This is a genomic window from Actinomadura sp. NPDC049382 (assembly GCF_040677125.1).
Lineage (GTDB): Bacteria > Actinomycetota > Actinomycetes > Streptosporangiales > Streptosporangiaceae > Spirillospora > Spirillospora geliboluensis.
In genome coordinates this window covers 1-18,236 of record NZ_JBFARO010000156.1, presented here as the reverse complement: position 1 = coordinate 18,236, position 18,236 = coordinate 1, and the positions used below count along the sequence as shown (strand labels likewise).

General features: G+C 72.2%; 16 protein-coding genes and 1 pseudogene. 3 read left to right on the top strand and 14 right to left on the bottom strand.

Going from position 1 to position 18,236, the window contains the following annotated elements; all coding sequences use genetic code 11:
- Positions 1-427 precede the first annotated feature (427 nt).
- On the top strand, positions 428-595 hold the full coding sequence (locus tag AB0K34_RS41755) for a hypothetical protein (RefSeq protein WP_171069239.1): 168 nt from the start codon (positions 428-430) through the stop codon (positions 593-595).
- 86 nt (positions 596-681) lie between these two features.
- On the opposite strand, the gene AB0K34_RS41750 is transcribed toward AB0K34_RS41755, so the two are convergent.
- The 4 genes and pseudogenes from AB0K34_RS41750 to AB0K34_RS41735 form a co-directional block, all read right to left on the bottom strand.
- Positions 682-1,698 carry a DUF2804 domain-containing protein gene (locus tag AB0K34_RS41750; protein WP_364554228.1) on the bottom strand — a complete coding sequence of 339 codons (1,017 nt, stop codon included), beginning with the start codon at positions 1,696-1,698 and terminating at the stop codon, positions 682-684.
- 492 nt (positions 1,699-2,190) lie between these two features.
- On the bottom strand, positions 2,191-2,775 hold the full coding sequence (locus AB0K34_RS41745; RefSeq protein ID WP_364554234.1) for a hypothetical protein: 585 nt from the start codon (positions 2,773-2,775) through the stop codon (positions 2,191-2,193).
- Positions 2,776-3,005: 230 nt separating this feature from the next.
- Positions 3,006-3,110, bottom strand: a pseudogene (locus tag AB0K34_RS41740) (helix-turn-helix domain-containing protein); the annotation flags it as partial.
- 232 nt (positions 3,111-3,342) lie between these two features.
- Positions 3,343-3,489, bottom strand: coding sequence for a hypothetical protein (locus AB0K34_RS41735; RefSeq protein WP_364554232.1), 147 nt, complete (start codon positions 3,487-3,489; stop codon positions 3,343-3,345).
- Here AB0K34_RS41735 and AB0K34_RS41730 point away from each other — a divergent pair.
- Positions 3,448-4,407 carry an alpha/beta fold hydrolase gene (locus tag AB0K34_RS41730; protein ID WP_364554230.1) on the top strand — a complete coding sequence of 320 codons (960 nt, stop codon included), beginning with the start codon at positions 3,448-3,450 and terminating at the stop codon, positions 4,405-4,407. The two genes, AB0K34_RS41735 and AB0K34_RS41730, sit on opposite strands and share 42 nt — an antisense overlap.
- Before the next feature lie 342 nt (positions 4,408-4,749).
- Here the strand turns inward: AB0K34_RS41730 and AB0K34_RS41725 are convergent, their stop codons facing one another.
- The 10 genes from AB0K34_RS41725 to AB0K34_RS41680 form a co-directional block, all read right to left on the bottom strand.
- Positions 4,750-5,607 (bottom strand): DMT family transporter, encoded by an 858-nt coding sequence (locus AB0K34_RS41725; RefSeq protein WP_364554227.1) that lies wholly within the window; start codon positions 5,605-5,607, stop codon positions 4,750-4,752.
- 369 nt (positions 5,608-5,976) lie between these two features.
- Positions 5,977-6,582: a TetR/AcrR family transcriptional regulator gene (locus AB0K34_RS41720; protein WP_364554226.1), complete on the bottom strand. Its 606-nt coding sequence runs from the start codon at positions 6,580-6,582 to the stop codon at positions 5,977-5,979.
- Complete coding sequence (locus tag AB0K34_RS41715; protein ID WP_364554224.1) at positions 6,582-8,177, bottom strand: AMP-binding protein; 1,596 nt, start codon at positions 8,175-8,177, stop codon at positions 6,582-6,584. Before AB0K34_RS41715 ends, AB0K34_RS41720 begins: the two co-directional genes overlap by 1 nt.
- Positions 8,174-8,944: a MaoC/PaaZ C-terminal domain-containing protein gene (locus tag AB0K34_RS41710; protein WP_171069193.1), complete on the bottom strand. Its 771-nt coding sequence runs from the start codon at positions 8,942-8,944 to the stop codon at positions 8,174-8,176. Before AB0K34_RS41710 ends, AB0K34_RS41715 begins: the two co-directional genes overlap by 4 nt.
- The gene (locus tag AB0K34_RS41705; protein ID WP_364554223.1) at positions 8,941-10,086 is read right to left on the bottom strand and encodes an ABC transporter ATP-binding protein; all 1,146 of its coding nucleotides are present in this window, start codon (positions 10,084-10,086) and stop codon (positions 8,941-8,943) included. Before AB0K34_RS41705 ends, AB0K34_RS41710 begins: the two co-directional genes overlap by 4 nt.
- Positions 10,073-10,927 (bottom strand): ABC transporter permease, encoded by an 855-nt coding sequence (locus AB0K34_RS41700; protein ID WP_138638669.1) that lies wholly within the window; start codon positions 10,925-10,927, stop codon positions 10,073-10,075. The genes AB0K34_RS41705 and AB0K34_RS41700 overlap by 14 nt, the downstream gene beginning before the upstream one ends.
- The gene (locus AB0K34_RS41695; protein ID WP_364554220.1) at positions 10,924-11,811 is read right to left on the bottom strand and encodes an ABC transporter permease; all 888 of its coding nucleotides are present in this window, start codon (positions 11,809-11,811) and stop codon (positions 10,924-10,926) included. The genes AB0K34_RS41700 and AB0K34_RS41695 overlap by 4 nt, the downstream gene beginning before the upstream one ends.
- Before the next feature lie 12 nt (positions 11,812-11,823).
- Positions 11,824-12,783, bottom strand: coding sequence for an extracellular solute-binding protein (locus AB0K34_RS41690; protein ID WP_364554218.1), 960 nt, complete (start codon positions 12,781-12,783; stop codon positions 11,824-11,826).
- A gap of 706 nt (positions 12,784-13,489) precedes the next feature.
- Positions 13,490-14,065, bottom strand: coding sequence for an NAD(P)H oxidoreductase (locus AB0K34_RS41685; RefSeq protein WP_364554216.1), 576 nt, complete (start codon positions 14,063-14,065; stop codon positions 13,490-13,492).
- Positions 14,066-14,084: 19 nt separating this feature from the next.
- Complete coding sequence (locus tag AB0K34_RS41680) at positions 14,085-15,104, bottom strand: NADP-dependent oxidoreductase (RefSeq protein WP_364554215.1); 1,020 nt, start codon at positions 15,102-15,104, stop codon at positions 14,085-14,087.
- 95 nt (positions 15,105-15,199) lie between these two features.
- On the opposite strand from AB0K34_RS41680, the gene AB0K34_RS41675 reads away from it, so the two are divergent.
- A partial coding sequence (locus AB0K34_RS41675) for a BTAD domain-containing putative transcriptional regulator (protein WP_364554213.1) occupies positions 15,200-18,236 on the top strand: 3,037 nt, incomplete at its 3' end.

Genomic DNA, 18,236 nt, shown 5'->3' with positions numbered 1-18,236 from the left:
TCCGCTGCAGTCCCTGCAAGGCCGGCCACCTGGTCAAGGCCATCGCTGTCCTACAGAACTACGAGGTCACCCGAGGATGAAAAAGGCTCAGTGACCTTTGGCCCCACTCTCGGCAGGGGGCAAATTCCGGCCAGGAACGTGAAAGATATTCACTTCTGTCGGGGTCTGGACTTACGCTCCTGGTGCCTCGCTCGCCCCCCCTCGGAGGCAACCGAGCGGTGCAACCCTCCGCAGCTCGGAGTGCCCCGATCGTGCCCGTCGGCCCAGGGCTGGCGCTGCCGCCCCTGCACACGGCCGCGTGCGCCGGTAACGGGCCCGCCGTGGGCGATGGCCCGATCCCCGAACACGTCCCGCAGGACAAGCGCCTCCAGCACTGACCGCCCCGCGGCTCCCTGCCGCTCTGGACGGCGGCGCGGTCACCGGGCACGTGACCGCGATCGGCTCGCTGCCGCAGGAGAGCCTGTGCAGCGGGACGTTCGAGGTGGAGGGCGTGGACTTCGACGTCCGCACCGAGACGCTGCGGGCGCTGATCGTCCAGCCCGGTGCGTGCAATGTCGTCACCACGGTGTACGAGTACAAGCTGGCGGGAGCCTGACCGGTCCGCGAGTGGGCCGGTCGCTGCGGGCGGGGTGCGCACCCGTCTGTGCCGAGCACCGGACGGCGGCCCGGTGCTCGGCACGGTCACAGGCGGGCTTTCATGCTTTCGCAGACGCCCGGAGCGCCACTGAGTTCGAACGTGCGGGAGGCACCGCGGACGGTGCCGGTGTAGTGGCCGAAAAGCTGGTAGTAGTCGATGGCGAACAAGCCCAGCTGGCGGATCACGCGCTTGCGGCCCTGCGGTTCGAAGGCGACGTCGAGGCGGCCGTCGGCGGAGGAGATGTGCCACGGGGCCATCGGGTCGGCCGATCCGGGGGCGAAGGCGATGTCCGCGAGTGGCTCGCAGGTTCCGGGCGTCCACAGGCAGGACTCCTCCGGCTCACCCGGCAGCTCGGGGCGGGCGGCGAAGTTCGCCCCGACGAGGCCGCCGGCGCCCAGAGAGGCGAAGGTGCCCCAGAGCCAGGACGTCCGGTAGGGGAGAAGGGAGCGGTGCTCATCCAGGATGGCCAAGTCGCGGGACGGATCGAAGGTGAACGCACGGCCACCGACACGTAGCGTGCCCGCGACGGGGAAGGCCGCCTTGTAGGTGTACATGCGGCCGCCGGGCAGACGGGAACTCACCGACAGGGGAGCGGTCGCGGCGGCGGCATCGAGGGTGAGCGCACCGGTGATGGCGGGGGCCTTCGTTGTCGCGGCCAGGTCGACCTCGACACGGTGACGCCCCGAAGACTCCGCGAAGGAGTAACTGATGCGGTAGCCCCGCCGCTGGAAATGGCACACGCCCTCCAGCAGGACCGTGGGCAGTGCCGGGGCGCCACCATGCGACGTCGCGGAATGCTGGTGAAGGAGCCCGGCGGCGCGATCGAAAAGATAGAACTCCGAGCTGGACAGATACTGCGCGTCCTGAATGATGACGGACGAGGCCAGCTCGGGATGCAGGAGGGTGAAGCCGACCCACTCCTTTAAACGCAGCCGCCTGAGCCGGCGGCCGAGTCCGGTGAATTCCGCGAGCGGATCGGCATCGGCGGGACGCCCCGGAAGGCGGCCCCAATGGCGAGCACCGGGCACTGCAAGGCGGTCGAGAGCGGACATGCTGGACATGCCTTTCATCCTGCCGACGACTTGCTCACCCGGACAACCACAGCCGGCACCCATCCGGTAGTGCCCGCTGGCTCGGGTGCTCACCCTCAGCGCCGACGCACGTTCCTTTCAAGTGACCTCCGCCGCGCGTCCGCTTCGATCAGGGCGCACTCCATCGTGGCGAGCCCCAGGGCCAGAGGTGGCCGCGATGGGCGAGCGCGGCCAGCGCCTCGTCCTCGTTCGGCCGGTCCTGCACCGCGCCTGCCCCCGGGCCGCAGCTTCCGCCAGCAACGACGGCCGTGACGCGATCTGGTGCTTGGATCCGGGCGTGTAGCGGTTGGTGCGCTGCCGTCTGGCTTCGTTAGTGGGCGGGAACAGCTTTGCAGGGCTGTTTGGGCACCACTTTGACCGATCTCTCGCCCACGGCCGAGGGCACCGGCGGTGAACGAGCTGGTGAGATGACGCACCAGCGCGATCACGGAGGGATCCGGCGCTTGTTGGTCGCCGGTGTGGTCAGCTGCCGACGCTGAAGGTCGCGGTGTGACCGGTCGGCAACGTGCCCCCGTCGTGGAACCCCGTGGCTCCGGTGTTGGCGGGACTTGCCAGGTAGCGGACGAGTTCGGTGTCCTCATGGTCGGCGAGGACCAGGTGGACGCCGAACTCGCAGGGCCCGTGGAGGTTTTCGCGCACTTCCAGTGCCGTGACCTGCGGGGGCAGGTTGGTGCTCCAGTCGATCATCGTGCGGAGCAGCGCAGCGTGCTCAACCGTGGTCACTTGGCGGCGCTTCAATGCCCTGGCGTGGCCCGCGACGGGCGCGGCGATCGCCTCGACCTTGACGCCGTCCGCCCTGCCGACCGCGACCAGTCCGTCCCGATCCTGCAACCCTTGGACGAACCAGTTCATCCCGCCGCTCACCCCGCGGACCAGCCGAAGTTGCTTCACTGGCGACATGCTCGGCGACGCGGGCGTCACGGTGATCGGAGGCACTCCTCGGGCGACCAGCGCACACCTGACGCAGGCAGGCGGAAGGGGGGCGGCCTGCTCTAACAGGCGCGCGGCGACCATGAGCAGGCCGGGCAGGGACCTCGGCTCAGGCATGTGGCATTCCTCTGTAGTTGTGCGCTGCCTCCGAGACCAGGATCCCAGCTCGCTTGAGCCTCCCGCGAACGCCCCAGCCCGTGGACGGGTTCCCAGCACAAGCACATCGGGAATCCAGGAGCTCGTGCAGTTCCGGCTGGGGCCGGGGCGGACTGTAGTCGTGGGTGTGCCGTTCGGGCATGCCCGGCATCATCGGCAGCACCGGCTGTGACCTGTCGATGGCCTGCATAACGTCCGGGGCGGGGCTCATCGGTCAGCCCAGCCGGCCCGTGCTCGATGAACCGGCGGCGCCATGTGGCCACCGTCGGCGGTGAAACGCCCAGCTCGGCGGCCACATGCGTGTGGGTCGCACCCGGCTGGGCGCATGCCGGCGCGATCCGGCGCTGGACGCTGTCGTGGCCGACTACAACGACCTCCCGCCCCACCAGAGCCTGAACATGGACCGCCCCTCCGACCGATTCCAGTCCCGCGGCGATGGGAGGTTGCCGCTGCGCCTGCCACCCAGTCTGCAAGCCTCCTCGACCTCGCCCGCCGCCGGAGCCAGGATCAAGACGGTGCCCTCCCGGCTCAGATCCCAGCACCTGCGCCGTACCCGTCAACCGGCACACCCTCGCCCGCCTCGGCGGCGCCGCTCAGGAAGCCGACCACCTCGCGCGCTTCCGGGCCGACGCCATCGTCAGGGACGCCGAAGCCATCCGCCGAACCTTGATCCATGACGAGCCCTGGACCGTCCTGGGCCAGAGCTTCGGCGGCTACTGCGCCACCACTTACCTGTCGTTCGCCCCACAGGGACTGCGGCAGGTTCTCATCACCGGCGGACTTCCCGCCCTGCGCGCCAACGCCGACGACGCTTACCGCGCCCTCTATCCCACGGTGGCGGCCAAGAACGCCGAGCACTACGAGCGCTACCCGGAGGACATCGAACGGGTCAGGCAGATCGCCCGTCACCTGCGCGACCATGATGTGCGACTGCCCAGCGGGCGGCAGCTCTCCATCGAGGCCTTCCAGTCGCTGGGGAACCTGCTCGGGGCCGCAACCGGAAGCCGGCAACTGCACTACCTCCTCGAAGACCCCTTCACGGGCAGCACGCACTTGTCGGACGCGTTCTTGCTCCAGGTCGATTCCCAGCTGTCCTGGGCGAGCGCCAGTCCGCTGTACTTCCTGCTCCACGAGGCGACCTACGCCCGGGCGGACGCCCCGACCGGCTGGTCCGCCCAGCGCACCCGTACGGAATTCCCCCGGTTCGACGCGACGGCGGCTCTGGAGGAGGGCGCCCCGATTCTGTTCACCGGGGAAATGATCTACCCCTGGCTCTTCGACAACGACCCGCTGCTACGGCCGCTGCGGGACGTGGCCGACCGGCTGGCCGACCGCCGTACCTGGACACCCCTGTACGACGTGTCCCATTTGGCGGCCAACACCGTGCCGGTCGCGGCGGCCGTCTACGCCAATGACATGTACGTCGCCCGGGACCTGTCCCTGGATTCCGCGCAACTGATCGGCGACCTGCGGGTCTGGCTGACCCACGAGTACGAACACGACGGTCTGCGGGCCAGCGGCGGAGCCGTCCTGGACCGCTTGCTGACCGTCATCACCAGAACCCCAAAACCACATGACAACAACCTGCAGTAAGTGGAAACGGCCCTCCGCTCCCGCACGTGCCCCAGCCGCCAGATAGACCTTGATCGCGCGGTGAGGCTTCAGCTGAGCAATGGTGTGTCAACTCGAAGCCCGCCGAGTTCGATGAAGTCCGGTTTTCTGGCCTCGGCCGGCGCTGGTGTGTTGATGGAACGGTAGTAGGCGGTCTCGTACTCGATAGGTGGGACGTCGCCGATGGCGGTGTGCAGCCGGCGGTGGTCGTACCAGCCAGGGGGGCTGCAACAGATCGAAGAAGGATCGCTTCCGAAGGCTTTCGCGGCGGTGCCACTGCATGCATCGGGCAGGAATTGCGCTGTCGGTCGACCCGGCAGGTGTTTACGCGCTTGCCGGCGGGCGTTGTGTGGTGCTGGTCCTCCAGATTCCGTAGGACATGACGATCGCTCCGCCAAAAATGACGGCAAGGCGGGGCGGGGAGGTCCTGATCAGTTCGTGGAAGGCGCTGAGGCCGATGATGACCGAGACCAGCGGCTCGCCGAGTGTCATGGCCGTGAGCGGTGAGGCCAGGGAACTGTGCTGGAACGCGCTCTGGTTGAGTTGCATCCCGATGGCGCTGGTGCCGAGCAGCGCGTACATCTGCCAATGCAGCGGAAGACTGAGGGGGTCGGTGGTCAACAGGTCCGCACAGGTCTTGAGCAGTGCCGCACTGAAGCCGTAAAGGGCCCCGGTGGCCAGCCCCACGCAGGCCCCTGAGAGTGGTCCCCTTCGTGTGCGGTGAGACAGGACGAGCAAGCCTGCCACGGCCAGCCCGACCACGCCGCCGCTGACGAACCATGCGGTGCCGGTCGGGCGGCTGGTGCCGGCGCTCGGGTCGGCGGCTACGAGGAAGGCGGCCAGCCCCGCGGTCGCGAGCGCGACGCCGGTCAGGTCGCGCCTGCGGGGACGTCGGCGGTCGAGCGCCGCCTCCATCGGCACTGACAGCAGGAGCCCGCTGATCATGACGGGCTGGACCAGGACAAGGGTGCCGATGTGCAGGGCCGTGATGTGCAGGCCCAGCCCGATCAAGTCGATGAACTGGCCGCCGACCCAGAGCCGGTGATGCAGCAGCCGCCACAGCAACCGCACGTCCAGCAACCGGTGGACGACCTCGTGATACGCGGCGTGATGCTGGAGCGTCGCTGCGAGCGCGAAGAAGACCGCTGCGGCCAGGGCGGCCGCGATCGCCGGCAGATTCATCGAGAACCGCTGCGATCGATGCCACGAGGGCCGCACGGTATTCGAGCCGGGCGGTGCCGCACCGGCACGGCTCCGCGGCCGCGATGGTCATCCGGGCGAAACAGCCCACACCCCGCTCGCCGCGTCCCACCTCGGGCGTGCTGCGTCGTGGCTGTGATCTTCCACGATGTCGCTCGGACTCCGCAGAGCGGCCTTTAGGCTCCCACCCTGCCTGCCGACCCGGATGCGCTGCGCCGGCCGCACGCGCTGATCGCCCGGAACGGAGTCCGTTGTGAACATCGGAGAACTCACGGAAGCTACCTCCCCCAACGCCCTCCAGTGCTCCCTCAACGGTCAGTCAGATGTTGGGAAACCGGACCTGGCACCCGCCTAGCCGCGTCGGCTCTGGACGAGGTCCAGTGCCATTTCGGCCATCAGGTCGGCCAGTTCGTCCAGCGACAACCGGCCGGCGGGCTGGTACCAGTCGCTGATGCCGTTGCACATTGCGAGGAGCGAGAGGCGGGTGACCGAGAGGTCGCGCAGCTCGAACTGGCCTGCCTCCACGCCGGCCTGCAGCACCTCGTTCCAGATGCGCTCGAACGCGGCGCGCAGCTCGCGGACGGGGGTCCAGCTTCCGTTGGCGTCCGTTCTCGGCATCTCGCGGGCGCTGGTGTTCCACAGTTCGGCGTCCGCCCCCTGCTCGCGGACGTGCGCCCGGACGAGGTTGGCCAGCCTGGCGGCCGGGTCGGCGTCGAGGTCCGCGGCCTCCTTGGCGACCGCCACCGCGCGCTGGAGCGCGGCCTCGGTGACCGCGATGAGCAGCGCCTCCTTGTTGGAGTAGTAGTGGTACAGCGCGCCGATCGTCATGTCGGCCCCGGTCGCGATCTCGCGGATGCCGACCGCGGCGTAGCCCTTCTCGGTGAACAGCGCGCCCGCCGACCGCAGGATGCGTTCTCGGGTGCCGGGCTCGGAGTCCCTGCGCTGGTTTCGGGGCACTAGCGGGTGTCCTTCCTGATGCGTGCGTCGCCGGGACGGAGATCGGTGGTCTCCAGGTCGTCGCGGTCGCGGAGGAGGCGCTTGGCGACGCGCTCCGACGGGGTGCGGGGCAGTGCGTCGATGAGGCTGACGAAACGCGGCACCTTGTGCCGGGCGAGATGGCGGCCCGCGTGTTCGGCGAGCGCGCCCGCCTCCGGGCGCGCGCCGGGGACGGGCTCGACCACGGCCCAGACCTCTTCGCCCCGGACCGGATCGGGGTACGGCAGGACCGCCGCGTCCTGGACGAGCGGATGCGTGCGCAGCGCCCGCTCCACCTCCTCGGTCGAGATGTTCTCGCCCGCCCTCCGGACGATCTCCTTCTCGCGGCGGACGAAGCGGAGCCGTCCGCCGCGCCGTTCCATGATGTCGCCGGACCGGTACCATCCGTCGCCGGTGAAGGCGGCGGCGGTGGCCTCGGGGTTGCGCAGGTATCCGTCGACGACCAGGCGACCGCGGACGAGGAGCTGGCCGGTGCCGTCGCCGTGTAGTTCCGCACCGTGCTCGTCCACCATCCGGATCTCCTGGCCGGGAACGATACCGCCGAGCCACCCCTCGCCCGGGGTGGACGGGGAATCCAGCGTCTGTGCGAGGACGGCGTTCGCCTCCGCCGACCCGTACACCTCCAGCCAGCGCAGCCCGAACCGCTCCTCCAGCGGGCGGTGCAGGGCGCGCGGTATCCCGATGCTCCATGCGGCGACCGCGCGGTGGTCACGGTCGAACGGCCCGGGCGGGGCGTTGAGGAGCATCGCCGGCATCGAGCCGATCGTCCAGAACTTGGTGACCGCGCGGTCCGCGACATTGCGCATGAACGTCTGCGACCGGAACCTGGACAGCAGGACGAAGCAGGCACCGCTCTGCAGGCAGGCCAAGAACAGCATCAGCGGGTCGCCGTAGTAGCAGGGCTGCGCGCTGAGCAGCCGGTCGTGGGGGTCGAGCGCCAGGACCGAGCGCAGTACCGACGCGGCGTCCAGCCACTTGCCCTGCGTCTTGCTGATGATCTTCGGTAGGCCCGTCGATCCCGACGTCAGCCCGTACCAGACGGGGTGCTCGCGCATCGGTGCGCTCTCGGCCGCCGGCAGCGTGCCGGCCGGGGCCGCCGCGGTGCCCTCGATGTCGACGACCCGGACGCCGCGTTCGGCCAGCAGCGCCGCGTGGGCGTCGGCGAAACGGGGGAGCGCGACGAGGTGGGTCGGGCGGGCGAGCTCCGCGAGCGCCTCGAACTCGGCGGGCTGGAACCCGGGGTTCAGGGGCAGGATGGTCGCTCCCAGTGCCGCCGCCGCGAGGATGAGGACGTAGGACCGGGCGCGGTTGTCCAGCGCCATGCCGACGACCGCGCCCTCCGTGACGCCGGCGTCCGCGAGCGCGCCCGCCAGGGCGCCGACCCGGGCCGCGAGCTCGGCACGGGTCAGCGTCTCGTCGCCCTCGACCTCCAGGGCGGGGGCGTCGGGACGGGTCCGCGCGGCCCAGGCGAGCAGGGCCGCGAACCCGGACTCCGCGGCCGGGGGCAGCTCCGGCGCGGCCGGGACGCGCCCGGGGAGGGTTTCCTCTGCGGTCATCGGGACAGCACCACCCAATCGATCTCGGTGAGGGCCCGGCCGTCGTCGGCCGAGCGGGTGTCCAGGACGATGCGGGAGACCAGGTCGCCCGGTCTCGTCTTGCTCCTGCGGGACGTGCGCGAGCGCAGCACGCAGTGGACGGTCTCGCCGGTCACCGGCATGCTCGCGAACCGCCAGCGCATCCAGCGGTTGAGCACCTGGCCGGAGGGGGCGTCGCCGAACAGCCGGTCGCGCCCCATCAGTCCGGAAGCCACGAGGATCAGCAGCGGCCACGGCACTGGACCGCTCCCGCCGTCCCTCCCGTCCTCTCCTCCGGCGCCGATCCAGTCGGCGAAGAGTTCGAGGTCGGCCGCCGTGATCGTCCAGCCACGGCTCCGGGCGCCGTCCGGCCCGCCGGCGGGCGCCGGAGCCTCCGCGGGAGCGGCGCGCAGGACGCCGGTGCCGGTGGTCGCACCGTCGACGGACGTCGCGACGGTCAGGTCGCCGCCCTCGCGGGAGGCGTCCACCCGGACCTTCTCGCCCTCCCTGACCGGTCCCGCGAAGTCCCACTCGAGGCAGGCCGGCGGCGCGCCGAGGCGGGCTCCGTCGAGCCGGGCGACGGCGAGGGTCATCGTCGCGATCCCGGACATGATGCGCCCGCCGAAGTCGGAGGCCGCCGCGACGAGGCGGTTCGTGTGCAGTTCGTCGCCGGTGCCCTCCCAGACCGCGGGGATCAGGAAGTCCCGTTCACCGGTGGTGAAGTACACGGGATCCAGCTCCTCGGTCAACGCGTCACCGCCGAGCACGCGCCGAGCGCGATGCGCACGGTGACCCGCTCGCCCGTCGGCGACCCCGATCCGGCCGCCTCCGGCAGGTGCGCGGTGATCGTCGTCGTGTCGTCCAGGCCCAGGAGGAGCCGGACGGTGTCGCCGAGGTACACCTTGTCCTCGATTCGCGCGGGCAGTTCGACCGCGTCGCCTCCGCCCGGACCGCCGCCGGAGGACGGCGTCAGACTGATCGCCGTGCGGGGCACGGCCACGGCGAGATCCGCGTCCGCGGGCGGCTCACCCCCGGTGGAGACCTCGGCGACCCGGTCCCACAGCCGAACCCGGATCCGCCCGCTCGAGGACGCCGCGCCGGGTTCCCGCTCGCACGGCAGGATGTTGGCGTCGGAGATCAGCCTGGCGACGTATGCGGTACGGGGCCGCCGGAAGAGCGAGGCCGGGGCGCCCATCGCGTCGATGCGGCCGTGCCGCAGCACCACGATGCGGTCGGACAGCGACAGCGCCTCGTCCCGGTCGTGGGTCACGTACACCATGCCGGCGCCCGTTGAGCGGTGCACGGCCCGGATCTCGTCCTGCAGGTCGAGGCGCAGCGCCCGGTCGAGCGCGGACAGCGGCTCGTCCATCAGCAGCAGCCCCGGTTCGGCGGCGAGCGCGCGGGCGAGTGCGACGCGTTGCTGCTGCCCGCCGGACAACTGGGCCGGGTAGCGCCGCGCGTAAGGGCTCATCCGGACCAGGTCGAGCAGCTCGGCGACCCGCCGCCGCCGGTCGTCGCGGCCCCACTTGCGGCGCCGCAGGCCGTACTCGACGTTGCGGGCGACGGTCTGGTACGGGAACAGCGCGTACTGCTGGAACACCATGCCGAGGTCGCGGCGCGCGGGCGGCAGCCCGGTGACGTCGCGGTCCCCGATGTGGACGGTGCCCTCGTCCGGCGTCTCGAACCCGGCGACCAGCCTGAGCACGGTGCTCTTGCCCGAGCCGCTCTCCCCGAGCAGGGAGAGGAACTCGCCGGGCGCGAGCTCCAGCGTCAGGCCGTCGGCGGCGACGACGGCCCCGTACCGCTTGGTGACGCCGGCGAGCCGCAGCCGCGGCGGCTCGTCCGCCGCCGTCCCGGCCCGCCTGCCGGTGATGACGTCAGGACTGGTCATCGGTCTTCGCCCTTCTCTCATTCCGGTTCCGGAGCGCCTGCCGGAGCCGGCCGACCGTCCCCGCGAACGACATCAGCAGCCCGGTCGCGGCGATGAGCAGCGCCGACACCGCGGTGATCGCGGGATCGACACCGGTGCTGACCGAGTCGAGGATGACCTTGGGCAGCGTCGCGGTCCGAGGTCCGGTCAGGAAGCTCGCCAAGGTCGCCTCGTCGAAGCTGGTGACGAAGGCCAGCACCCCGGCGGCCACCAGCCCCGGCGCGATCAGCCGCAGCGTCACCCCGGCCCAGGCTCGGGCGCGGGACGCACCCAGCGACATCGCGGCCAGCTCGTACTCGCGAGGCACCGCGTCCATCGCGGGTTCGAGCGCGAGCAGCACCACCGGCAGGCTGACCGCGACATGGGCCAGCAGCACCGCCGGGACGGTGTCGACGAGCGCGAAGCCTGCGAACATCCCGTACAGCGCCACGGCGTAGGCGACGCCGGGCGTCACCATCGGCAGGACGACGGCGACGCGCAGCCCCTTCCCGCCCGGCACCCGCGCCCGGCTCAGGCCGAGGACCAGCGGGGCCGCCACGAGCAGCGTGACGACCGCCGTCCCCGCGGCGACGAGCAGCGAACGCCAGGTCGCGGCGGCCAGATCGGCCGAGTGCAGCAGCGTGTCGTACTGCCGCAGCCCGAAGGACGACGGCGGCCATTCGATGTACGAGGACGCGGAGAACGAGGTGCCGACCACGACCAGCGTGGGCAGCAGCATGAACGCCACGATGCCGAGGACCACCGCCCCGTACAGGGCGCGGCCCGTCCAGGAAGCGGCCCGGCGGCCGACTGCGGTGCTCATCGGCGGGCCTCCCCGCGCACCCGGCTCTGCGGCAGGAACCGGGCCGCGAACCTGCTGAGCCCGAACACCGCCAGGGCCGTCAGCATCAGCAGCAGCGCGTACGACTTGGCGCCGACGAGGTCGAAGTATTCGAAGATCTGCTCGTGGACCCGCGCCGCGACGAACGGCGACCCCACCCCGCCGAGCACGATGGGCGTCACGTAGAACCCGATCGAGATGACGAACACCAGCGTCCCCGCCGACAGGAGCGATGGCGCCGTCGCGGGCAGCATGACGTCGCGCAGGGCGCGCAACCGCCCCGCACCCAGCGTCTCCGCCGCCTGCAGTTGCTCGGCCCGCACGTTGCGGACGCTCGGGTAGAGCACGAGCACGGCGTAGGGAAGCATCGCGTACAGCATCCCGACCAGGACGGCGCCCTCGGTGTAGAGGAGGTCGCCGTGAGCGCTCAGCAGTCCCGCCGACCGCAGCGCCTTGGTGACCGGTCCCTGCTGTTGCAGCAACAGGACGAACGCATAGTTCTTGACCACGACGCTCATCCAGAACGGCGCGAGCACCGAAGCCCACAGCGAGACCCGCACCACGCGGCTGCGGGACCAGGCGAGGGCGTAGGCGACGAACAACCCGAGCGCGACGCTCGCCACCGCGACCAGGCCGCTGACCCGCAGCGTCCGCAGCAGCGCCGCGCGCTCAGCCGCGCTGCGCAGCGGATCGAGTATCCCGCCCGGTCCGGCGGTGCTCACGACATCCCAGGCCAGCCGGCCCATCGGGTAGGCGACGACCGCCAGCACGGTCAGGTAGGCCGGCAGCCCGAGGAGCAGTCCGGCGTTCCCATCGGAGGACCGGGCCTGCCGGAATGGGCGCGGCAGCGAGATCGAGGCCGTCATGTCACCTCCTTGTCAGCCTGCGATGAAGTCGCGCCAGCGAGGCGCGACCGTGCGCTGGTTGTCCGCCCACCAGGCGGAATCGATGCGCACCTGGTTCTTGGCATTGGCGGGATCGGACGGCATCCACGCGCGTATCCCCGGCTTCACCAGGGTTCCCACGGCGCGACTGGAGGTGCCGTAGCCGAGCGCGTTGACGAGGTTCGCCTGCGCGTCCGGGTGGGTCGCGTACCACTTCAGGTACTTCATCCCGCCGTCGGTGTTGGGCCCGTTCTTGACCACGACCGTGTAGGACGGATTCACGAGTGAGCCGTCCCAGCTCGTCTTCAGCTTGACGCCCTCGTCGGCCAGCGACTTGACCCGCCCGCTCCACATGAACGCGATGCCGACCTCGCCGCTGCGCATCAGCTGCATCTGCTGGTCGCCGCTCGTGGTCCAGACGTTGACCGCGGACTTGATCTGACCGAGCTTCCGGAGTGCCCGATCGACGTCGATGGGGAACACCTTGCCGGCCGGAACACCGTCGGCGATAAGGGCGGACGCCATGGACTCGTACGGGTTGTCGATCATCGCGCGGCGGCCTGGGAAATTCTTGACGTCCCAGAATTCAGCCGGATTGGCAGGGCATTTCTTGACGACTTTCATATTGCAGGTGATGACGACGCCGGTGTCGCCCATCGACACCCCGTAGGGCTGCACCGAGCCCGGCACGGAGACCTTCGTCAGCTGCGCGGTGAGGTCTGCGGGAAGCTTCTCCAGCAGACCCTTCCGGTACAGCAGCACCGCACTGGAACCTTCGAGCGCCTCGATGACGTCCCAGCTCATCCGGCCGCTCTGCGCCTGGGCCTGCAGTTTGGCGGCGAACCCGCCACCGGCCGGATCGGATCGCACGGCGAGGCCGCCGTCGGCCGTGAAGGGCTTCCAGAACGACGTCTCGGTGACTTTCTCGACCGCCCCGCCGAAGTTCGCGATCACGACCCGCTTCGAGTCGCCCGCCCCCGAGGACGCCCCGCCGGCGCACGCTGAAGCGGCCATGACGACAGCGGCGGCACAGAACACACGTACCATGTGACCCATGTCATCACCTCCAATGAGAGGTGAACATATCGATCGTTCGATTTCATGTCTAGGGCCCCTCTGGAATCAACTTCGCGAACACCCCGCAGTCAGCCGCCCGTCAGGCCGCGCAGCCCCGAGGAGCACGGAGGACCCGCCGCACCGGCCCGCCCGGGAACGATCACCCGGTCAGGACGACACCCGCGGCTGAGGTGAGCGATCGTCACGACGGGGCGTTGGGCGCTGCGCGACCACCCGAGCGTCGCGCGGGCCGGGTGACGCTGCACTTGCCGAGAACTAGTGCCGCATCAGGCGACGTTCGCCTGTTCCGAGCCTGAGTTTGTTGCCTACGGCACATGTGTGCGCTACGAGATCGACGCCTGATCGGGTGAAAACTTGACGTTGACGCTGCCCTCATTAATGAGCTGACCGTGGACGCGACCGGGGCTCCTGGGTCGCTCCGGCGTCGTCCGCGCCGCTAGGGAGGCCTTGTCCGGGTTGATGGCCTTGCGCCGGAACCGGCTCGGCGGTGGGGGCCGTGTCCGGCTCCGGCTGCGACCGCGGTGCGGCGACTGAGCAGTGGCCGCGGCCCTGCGGCTTGACCGGCGCCGGACAGGGCCCCAGGTCAGGAGGGTGTGAGGAACTCTTCGAGGGCGTCGTCGGCGGTCGCCGGGGCCGGGGCGGCGGGGGAGACCGTGTCGTGGACGAACCGGACTGCGGCGTCCGTGATGCCGCAGTAGTTCGAGATGCCGACCGTTAGCTGGTGGGCGAGGGCGTCGCCGAGGCCGTGGCCGGCGTACTCCTCGCGGGACTGCCCGGCCAGTGCCAGCCACAGCATGCGCTTCCCGCCGAGGCGCGCGGTGGGCCGGCCGTAGGCGAAGCCGTAGTTCCACACCCGGTCGATCCAGCCCTTGAGGACGGCCGGGAGCCCGTACCACCAGACGGGGAAGACCACGACGATGAGGTCCGCCGCGTCGATCCGCCGCATGTGGGCGCGGACCTCCGCGGAGTAGGTCTTGTCGCGGTCGCCCCAGTCCGGTTCGTCCGCGACGGTCATGCGCGGGTCGAAGCCCTCGGCGTGCAGGTCGAGAACGTCGACGGTGCGCCCGTCCTTCTCCAGCCGGACGCGCGCCCGGTCGGCGATGTGGGCGGTGAGGGAGTCGGCGCGGTGGTGGGCGACGACGAGCAGTGCGGTGGCCATGGGACTGTCCTTCCGGGGATCAGAGGCGGACGAGCGTCTTGCCGGTGTTGGCGCCGCGCAGGTTGCCGAGGAGCGCGGCCGGGGCCCGGTCGAGGCCGTCGAAGACGGTCTCCTCGGTGCGCAGGGTGCCGTCGGCGAGCCAGCCCGCGGCCTTGGCGATGTACTCGGGGAACAGGTGCAGGTACGCGCCGACCTGCATGCCGCGCAAGGTGAGCTGCTTGTAGACGATCTGCGCGAGGTTGGCCGGGCCGGGGACGGGCGCGGTGGCGTTGTAGCCGCTGATGGCGCCCACCAGCGCGGCGCGGCCGCCGACGTTCAGGGCGCCGATCGCGGCTTCGAGGTGGTCGCCGCCGACGGCGTCGAGGTAGACGTCGATGCCGCCGGGGGCGGCGTCCGCGAGCTGGGCGGCGATGGGGCCGGCGCGGTGGTCGAGGGCGGCGTCGAAACCGAAGTCGCCGAGCAGCCTCGTGGTCTTGTCCGGGCCGCCCGCCGAGCCGATCACCTTCGCGGCGCCCAGGGTGCGGGCGAGCTGCCCGGCGACGCTGCCGACCGCGCCCGCCGCGGCCGAGACGAAGACGACGTCGCCCTCGCGGACGGGCGCCACGTCGGTGAGCGCGGCGTACGCGGTCAGGCCGGTCGTGCCGAGCGGGCCCAGGTACGCCTGGACGGGCGCGAGCCCGGTGTCGACGACGGTCGCGGCGGCCGCGTCCAGCACCGCGTACTCCCGCCATCCGAGGAAGTGCGAGACGGTCGCGCCGACCGGGACGTCCGCCGACCGGGAGGCGATCACCTCGCCTACCGCCGCGCCCTCCAGCGGGGCGCCGAGCTCGAACGGCGGGAGGACGGGGGAGGGCACGTCGTCCATCCGCCCCCGCATGTACGGGTCCACCGACATCCATGTGTTGCGGACGAGGATCTGCCCGTCGCCCGGCTCCGGAACGGCGGCCTCGGCGAGCGCGAAGTCGGTCGGGGCCGGCTCGCCGACCGGGCGGGCGGCGAGGCGGATCTCACGGCCGGTGAGGGTGCTGTGCGAAGTCATCGGAACTCCCGTCGGGGGTGTGTCGGTCGATGGCCCCACTCTCCTGAACGGCGCTTTGGATCTTCTGCGGGTCGGCTGTCGGTAGCCTTCGGGTCATGCGTTTCGGGATGCTCGGTCCACTCGCCGTGTGGACGGACGAGGGGGCGGCGGTGCGCGTCCCGGAGCTGAAGACCCGGGCGCTGCTGGCGGATCTGCTGGTCCATCGGGGCCGCCCCGTCTCCGTCGATCAGCTGGTCGACGACCTGTGGGGCGGCGGGACGGCCCGGCTGCCGCGCAACCCCGTGGGCACCCTCCAGACGCGCGTGTCGCAGCTGCGCCGCGCGCTGGACGCCGCGGAGCCGGGCGGGCGCGGGCTGCTGGTGTCGCAGGCGCCCGGCTACCTGCTGCGCGCCGCGCCGGAGGCGGTGGACGGCGACCGGTTCCGCGCGCTCGCCGGACGGGCCCGCGCCACCGAAGACCCGCGCGCCCGCGCCGCCTCGCTGGCCGACGCGCTGGCGCTGTGGAGGGGACCGGCGTACGCCGACTTCGCCGACGAGGAGTTCGCCCGTCCGGACGCCGCGCGCCTGGAGGACGAACGGCTCGCCGTCCAGGAGGAGTACGCGGAGGTGCGGCTGGAGCTGGGCGAGCACGCCGCGCTGGCGGGCGAGCTGGCCGAGGCGGTGGAGCGGCATCCGCTGCGCGAGCGGCTGCGGGCCGCGCACCTGCGCGCCCTCTACCGGGCGGGGCGGCAGAGCGAGGCGCTGGCCGGGTTCGAGGATCTGCGGCACCGGCTGGCGGAGGAGCTCGGCGTCGACCCGAGCCCCGAACTGGCCGCGCTGCACCAGGCGATCCTCACGCAGGACCCGATTCTGGACGCGCCGCGAACGGCCGTGCGCGCCGCCGCGGCGCCCCCGCGGGAGATCCCCACCAACCTCCCCGCGCCGCTGAGCGACCTCGTCGGACGCGACGCCGCGGTGGCGGAGGTCCGCGCGCTCCTGGACGGATCGCGCCTCGTCACCCTGACCGGCCCGGGCGGCGTCGGCAAGACGCGCCTCGCCCTGGCGACCGCGCGGACCCTGACCGGCGCGAACGCGGACGGGCGGTTCCCGGACGGCGTGTGGCTGGTGGAGCTGTCCGGGCTCGACCGGGCCTCCGGCGCGACCCCGGCCGACGCGATCGCGATGGTGCTCGGCGTCCGGGACGACGACGCCCCCGCCGCCGCGACCGCCCGCCGGACGCCCGTGGAGCTGCTCGCGGGCGCGCTCGCCGCGCGGCGGCTCCTGCTCGTCCTCGACAACTGCGAGCACGTGGTCGACCAGGTGGCCGTGCAGGTCGCGGCCCTGCTGCGGGCCGCGCCCGGGGTGTGCGTGCTCGCCACGAGCCGGGAGTCGCTGGCGCTGTCGGGCGAGCGGCTGTGGCCGGTGCCGCCGCTCGGCGAGGCCGACGCCGTCCGGCTGTTCACCGCGCGGGCGGCCGCCGCCGTGCCCGGGTTCGCGCCGGGGCCGGGCGACACGGCGACGATCGCCGCCGTCTGCCGCCGGCTCGACGGGATCCCGCTCGCCGTGGAGCTGGCCGCCACCCGCGTCCGGGCGCTCGGCGTGGCCGGGCTCGCGGACCGGCTCGACGACCGGTTCCGCCTGCTGACCTCGGGGAACCGGGACGCCCCCGCCCGCCAGCGGACGCTCCGCGCGATGATCGACTGGTCGTGGGAGCCGCTGGCCGGGGACGAGCGGGCCGTCCTGCGGCGGCTCGCGGTGCACGCGGACGGCTGCACGCTGGGGGCCGCCGAGGAGGTGTGCGCCGAGGACGGGCTCGACGTCCTCGGCGTCCTGGCGCGGCTCGTCGACCGGTCGCTCGTCGTGCGGGCGGACGGGCCCGGCGGCGGCCCCCGCTACCGGCTGCTGGAGTCGGTCAAGGCGTACTGCGCGGAGCGGCTGGACGAGGCGGGCGAGTCCGCGGAGATCCGTGCCCGGTTCGTCCGGCACCACGTCGCGCTCGCCGCGCGCGCCGAGCCGCACCTCTACGGGCACGACCAGCGGAGGTGGCTGGAGATCCTGGACGCCGAGGCGGCCAACCAGCGCGCCGCCCTGGAGGACGCCGTGCGCCTCGGTCTCGCGGCGGACGCGCTGCGCCTGGTCGACGCGCTGGCCTGGCACTGGTACCTGCGCGGACGGCTGACCGAGGCGCTGCGGTCGCTCGATCTGGCGCTGGGCACCGAGGGCGGGCCGCCGGAGGCGCGCGCGAAGGCGGCGGTCTGGCGGGCCGGTTTCGTGCTGCTCACCGACACCGGGGCGGCCGCCGAGGCGCCGGCGTCGCACGAGGGAATCGCCGATCCGGGCGCGCGGGCCTGGGCGCGCTGGTTCCTCGCCTTCGCCCACCGCGGCTTCGGCGACCTCGAAGTGACCGGTGACCTGGTCCACCGGGCGCTGGCGGAGTTCCGCGAGCTCGGCGAGCCCTGGGGGACGGCCGCGGCGCTGAGCGTCCGGGCGACCGTGCACCGGGCGCGCGCCCGGCTCGACGCGGCGAGGCGCGACGCCGAGGAGAGCGAGGCGATCTTCCGCGGCCTCGGGGACCGCTGGGGGCGGCTGAAGGCGACCAACACGCTCGCGGAGCTGGCCGAGATCGCCGGAGACTACGACCGGGCCGCCGGGCTGCACGAGGAGGGCCTGCGGATGGCCGAGGAGCTCGGCCTCTGGGCGGAGGCGTCGTTCCGGCTGTCCGGCCTCGGCCGGATCTCCCTCCTCACCGGCGACCACGCCGCGGCCGACGACCGGCACCACCGCGCGCTGAAGCTGGCCGCCGACCAGTCGAACAAGGTCGCCGAGCACTTCGCGGCGGTGGGCCTCGCCCTGTCCGCCCGGCGGCGCGGCGACCTCGACGCGGCCGAGGCGCGGCTGCTGCCGTGGCTCGACTGGATCCGGACGGTCGACGGGGAGCCGGGGCTCGCGCTCGTCCTCGCCGAACTCGGCTTCGCCGCCGAGCAGCGCGGGGACGCGGACGAGGCGCTCGCCCGGCACCGCGACGGGCTCGCCGCCGCCCGCCGGATCGCCGACCCGCGCGCCGTCGCGCTCGCCCTCGAAGGACTCGCCGGGGCCCGGCCGACTAGTTCCTGCCGCGAGGAGACTGACTGCAGCGCATCGAAACTGGCTGCAG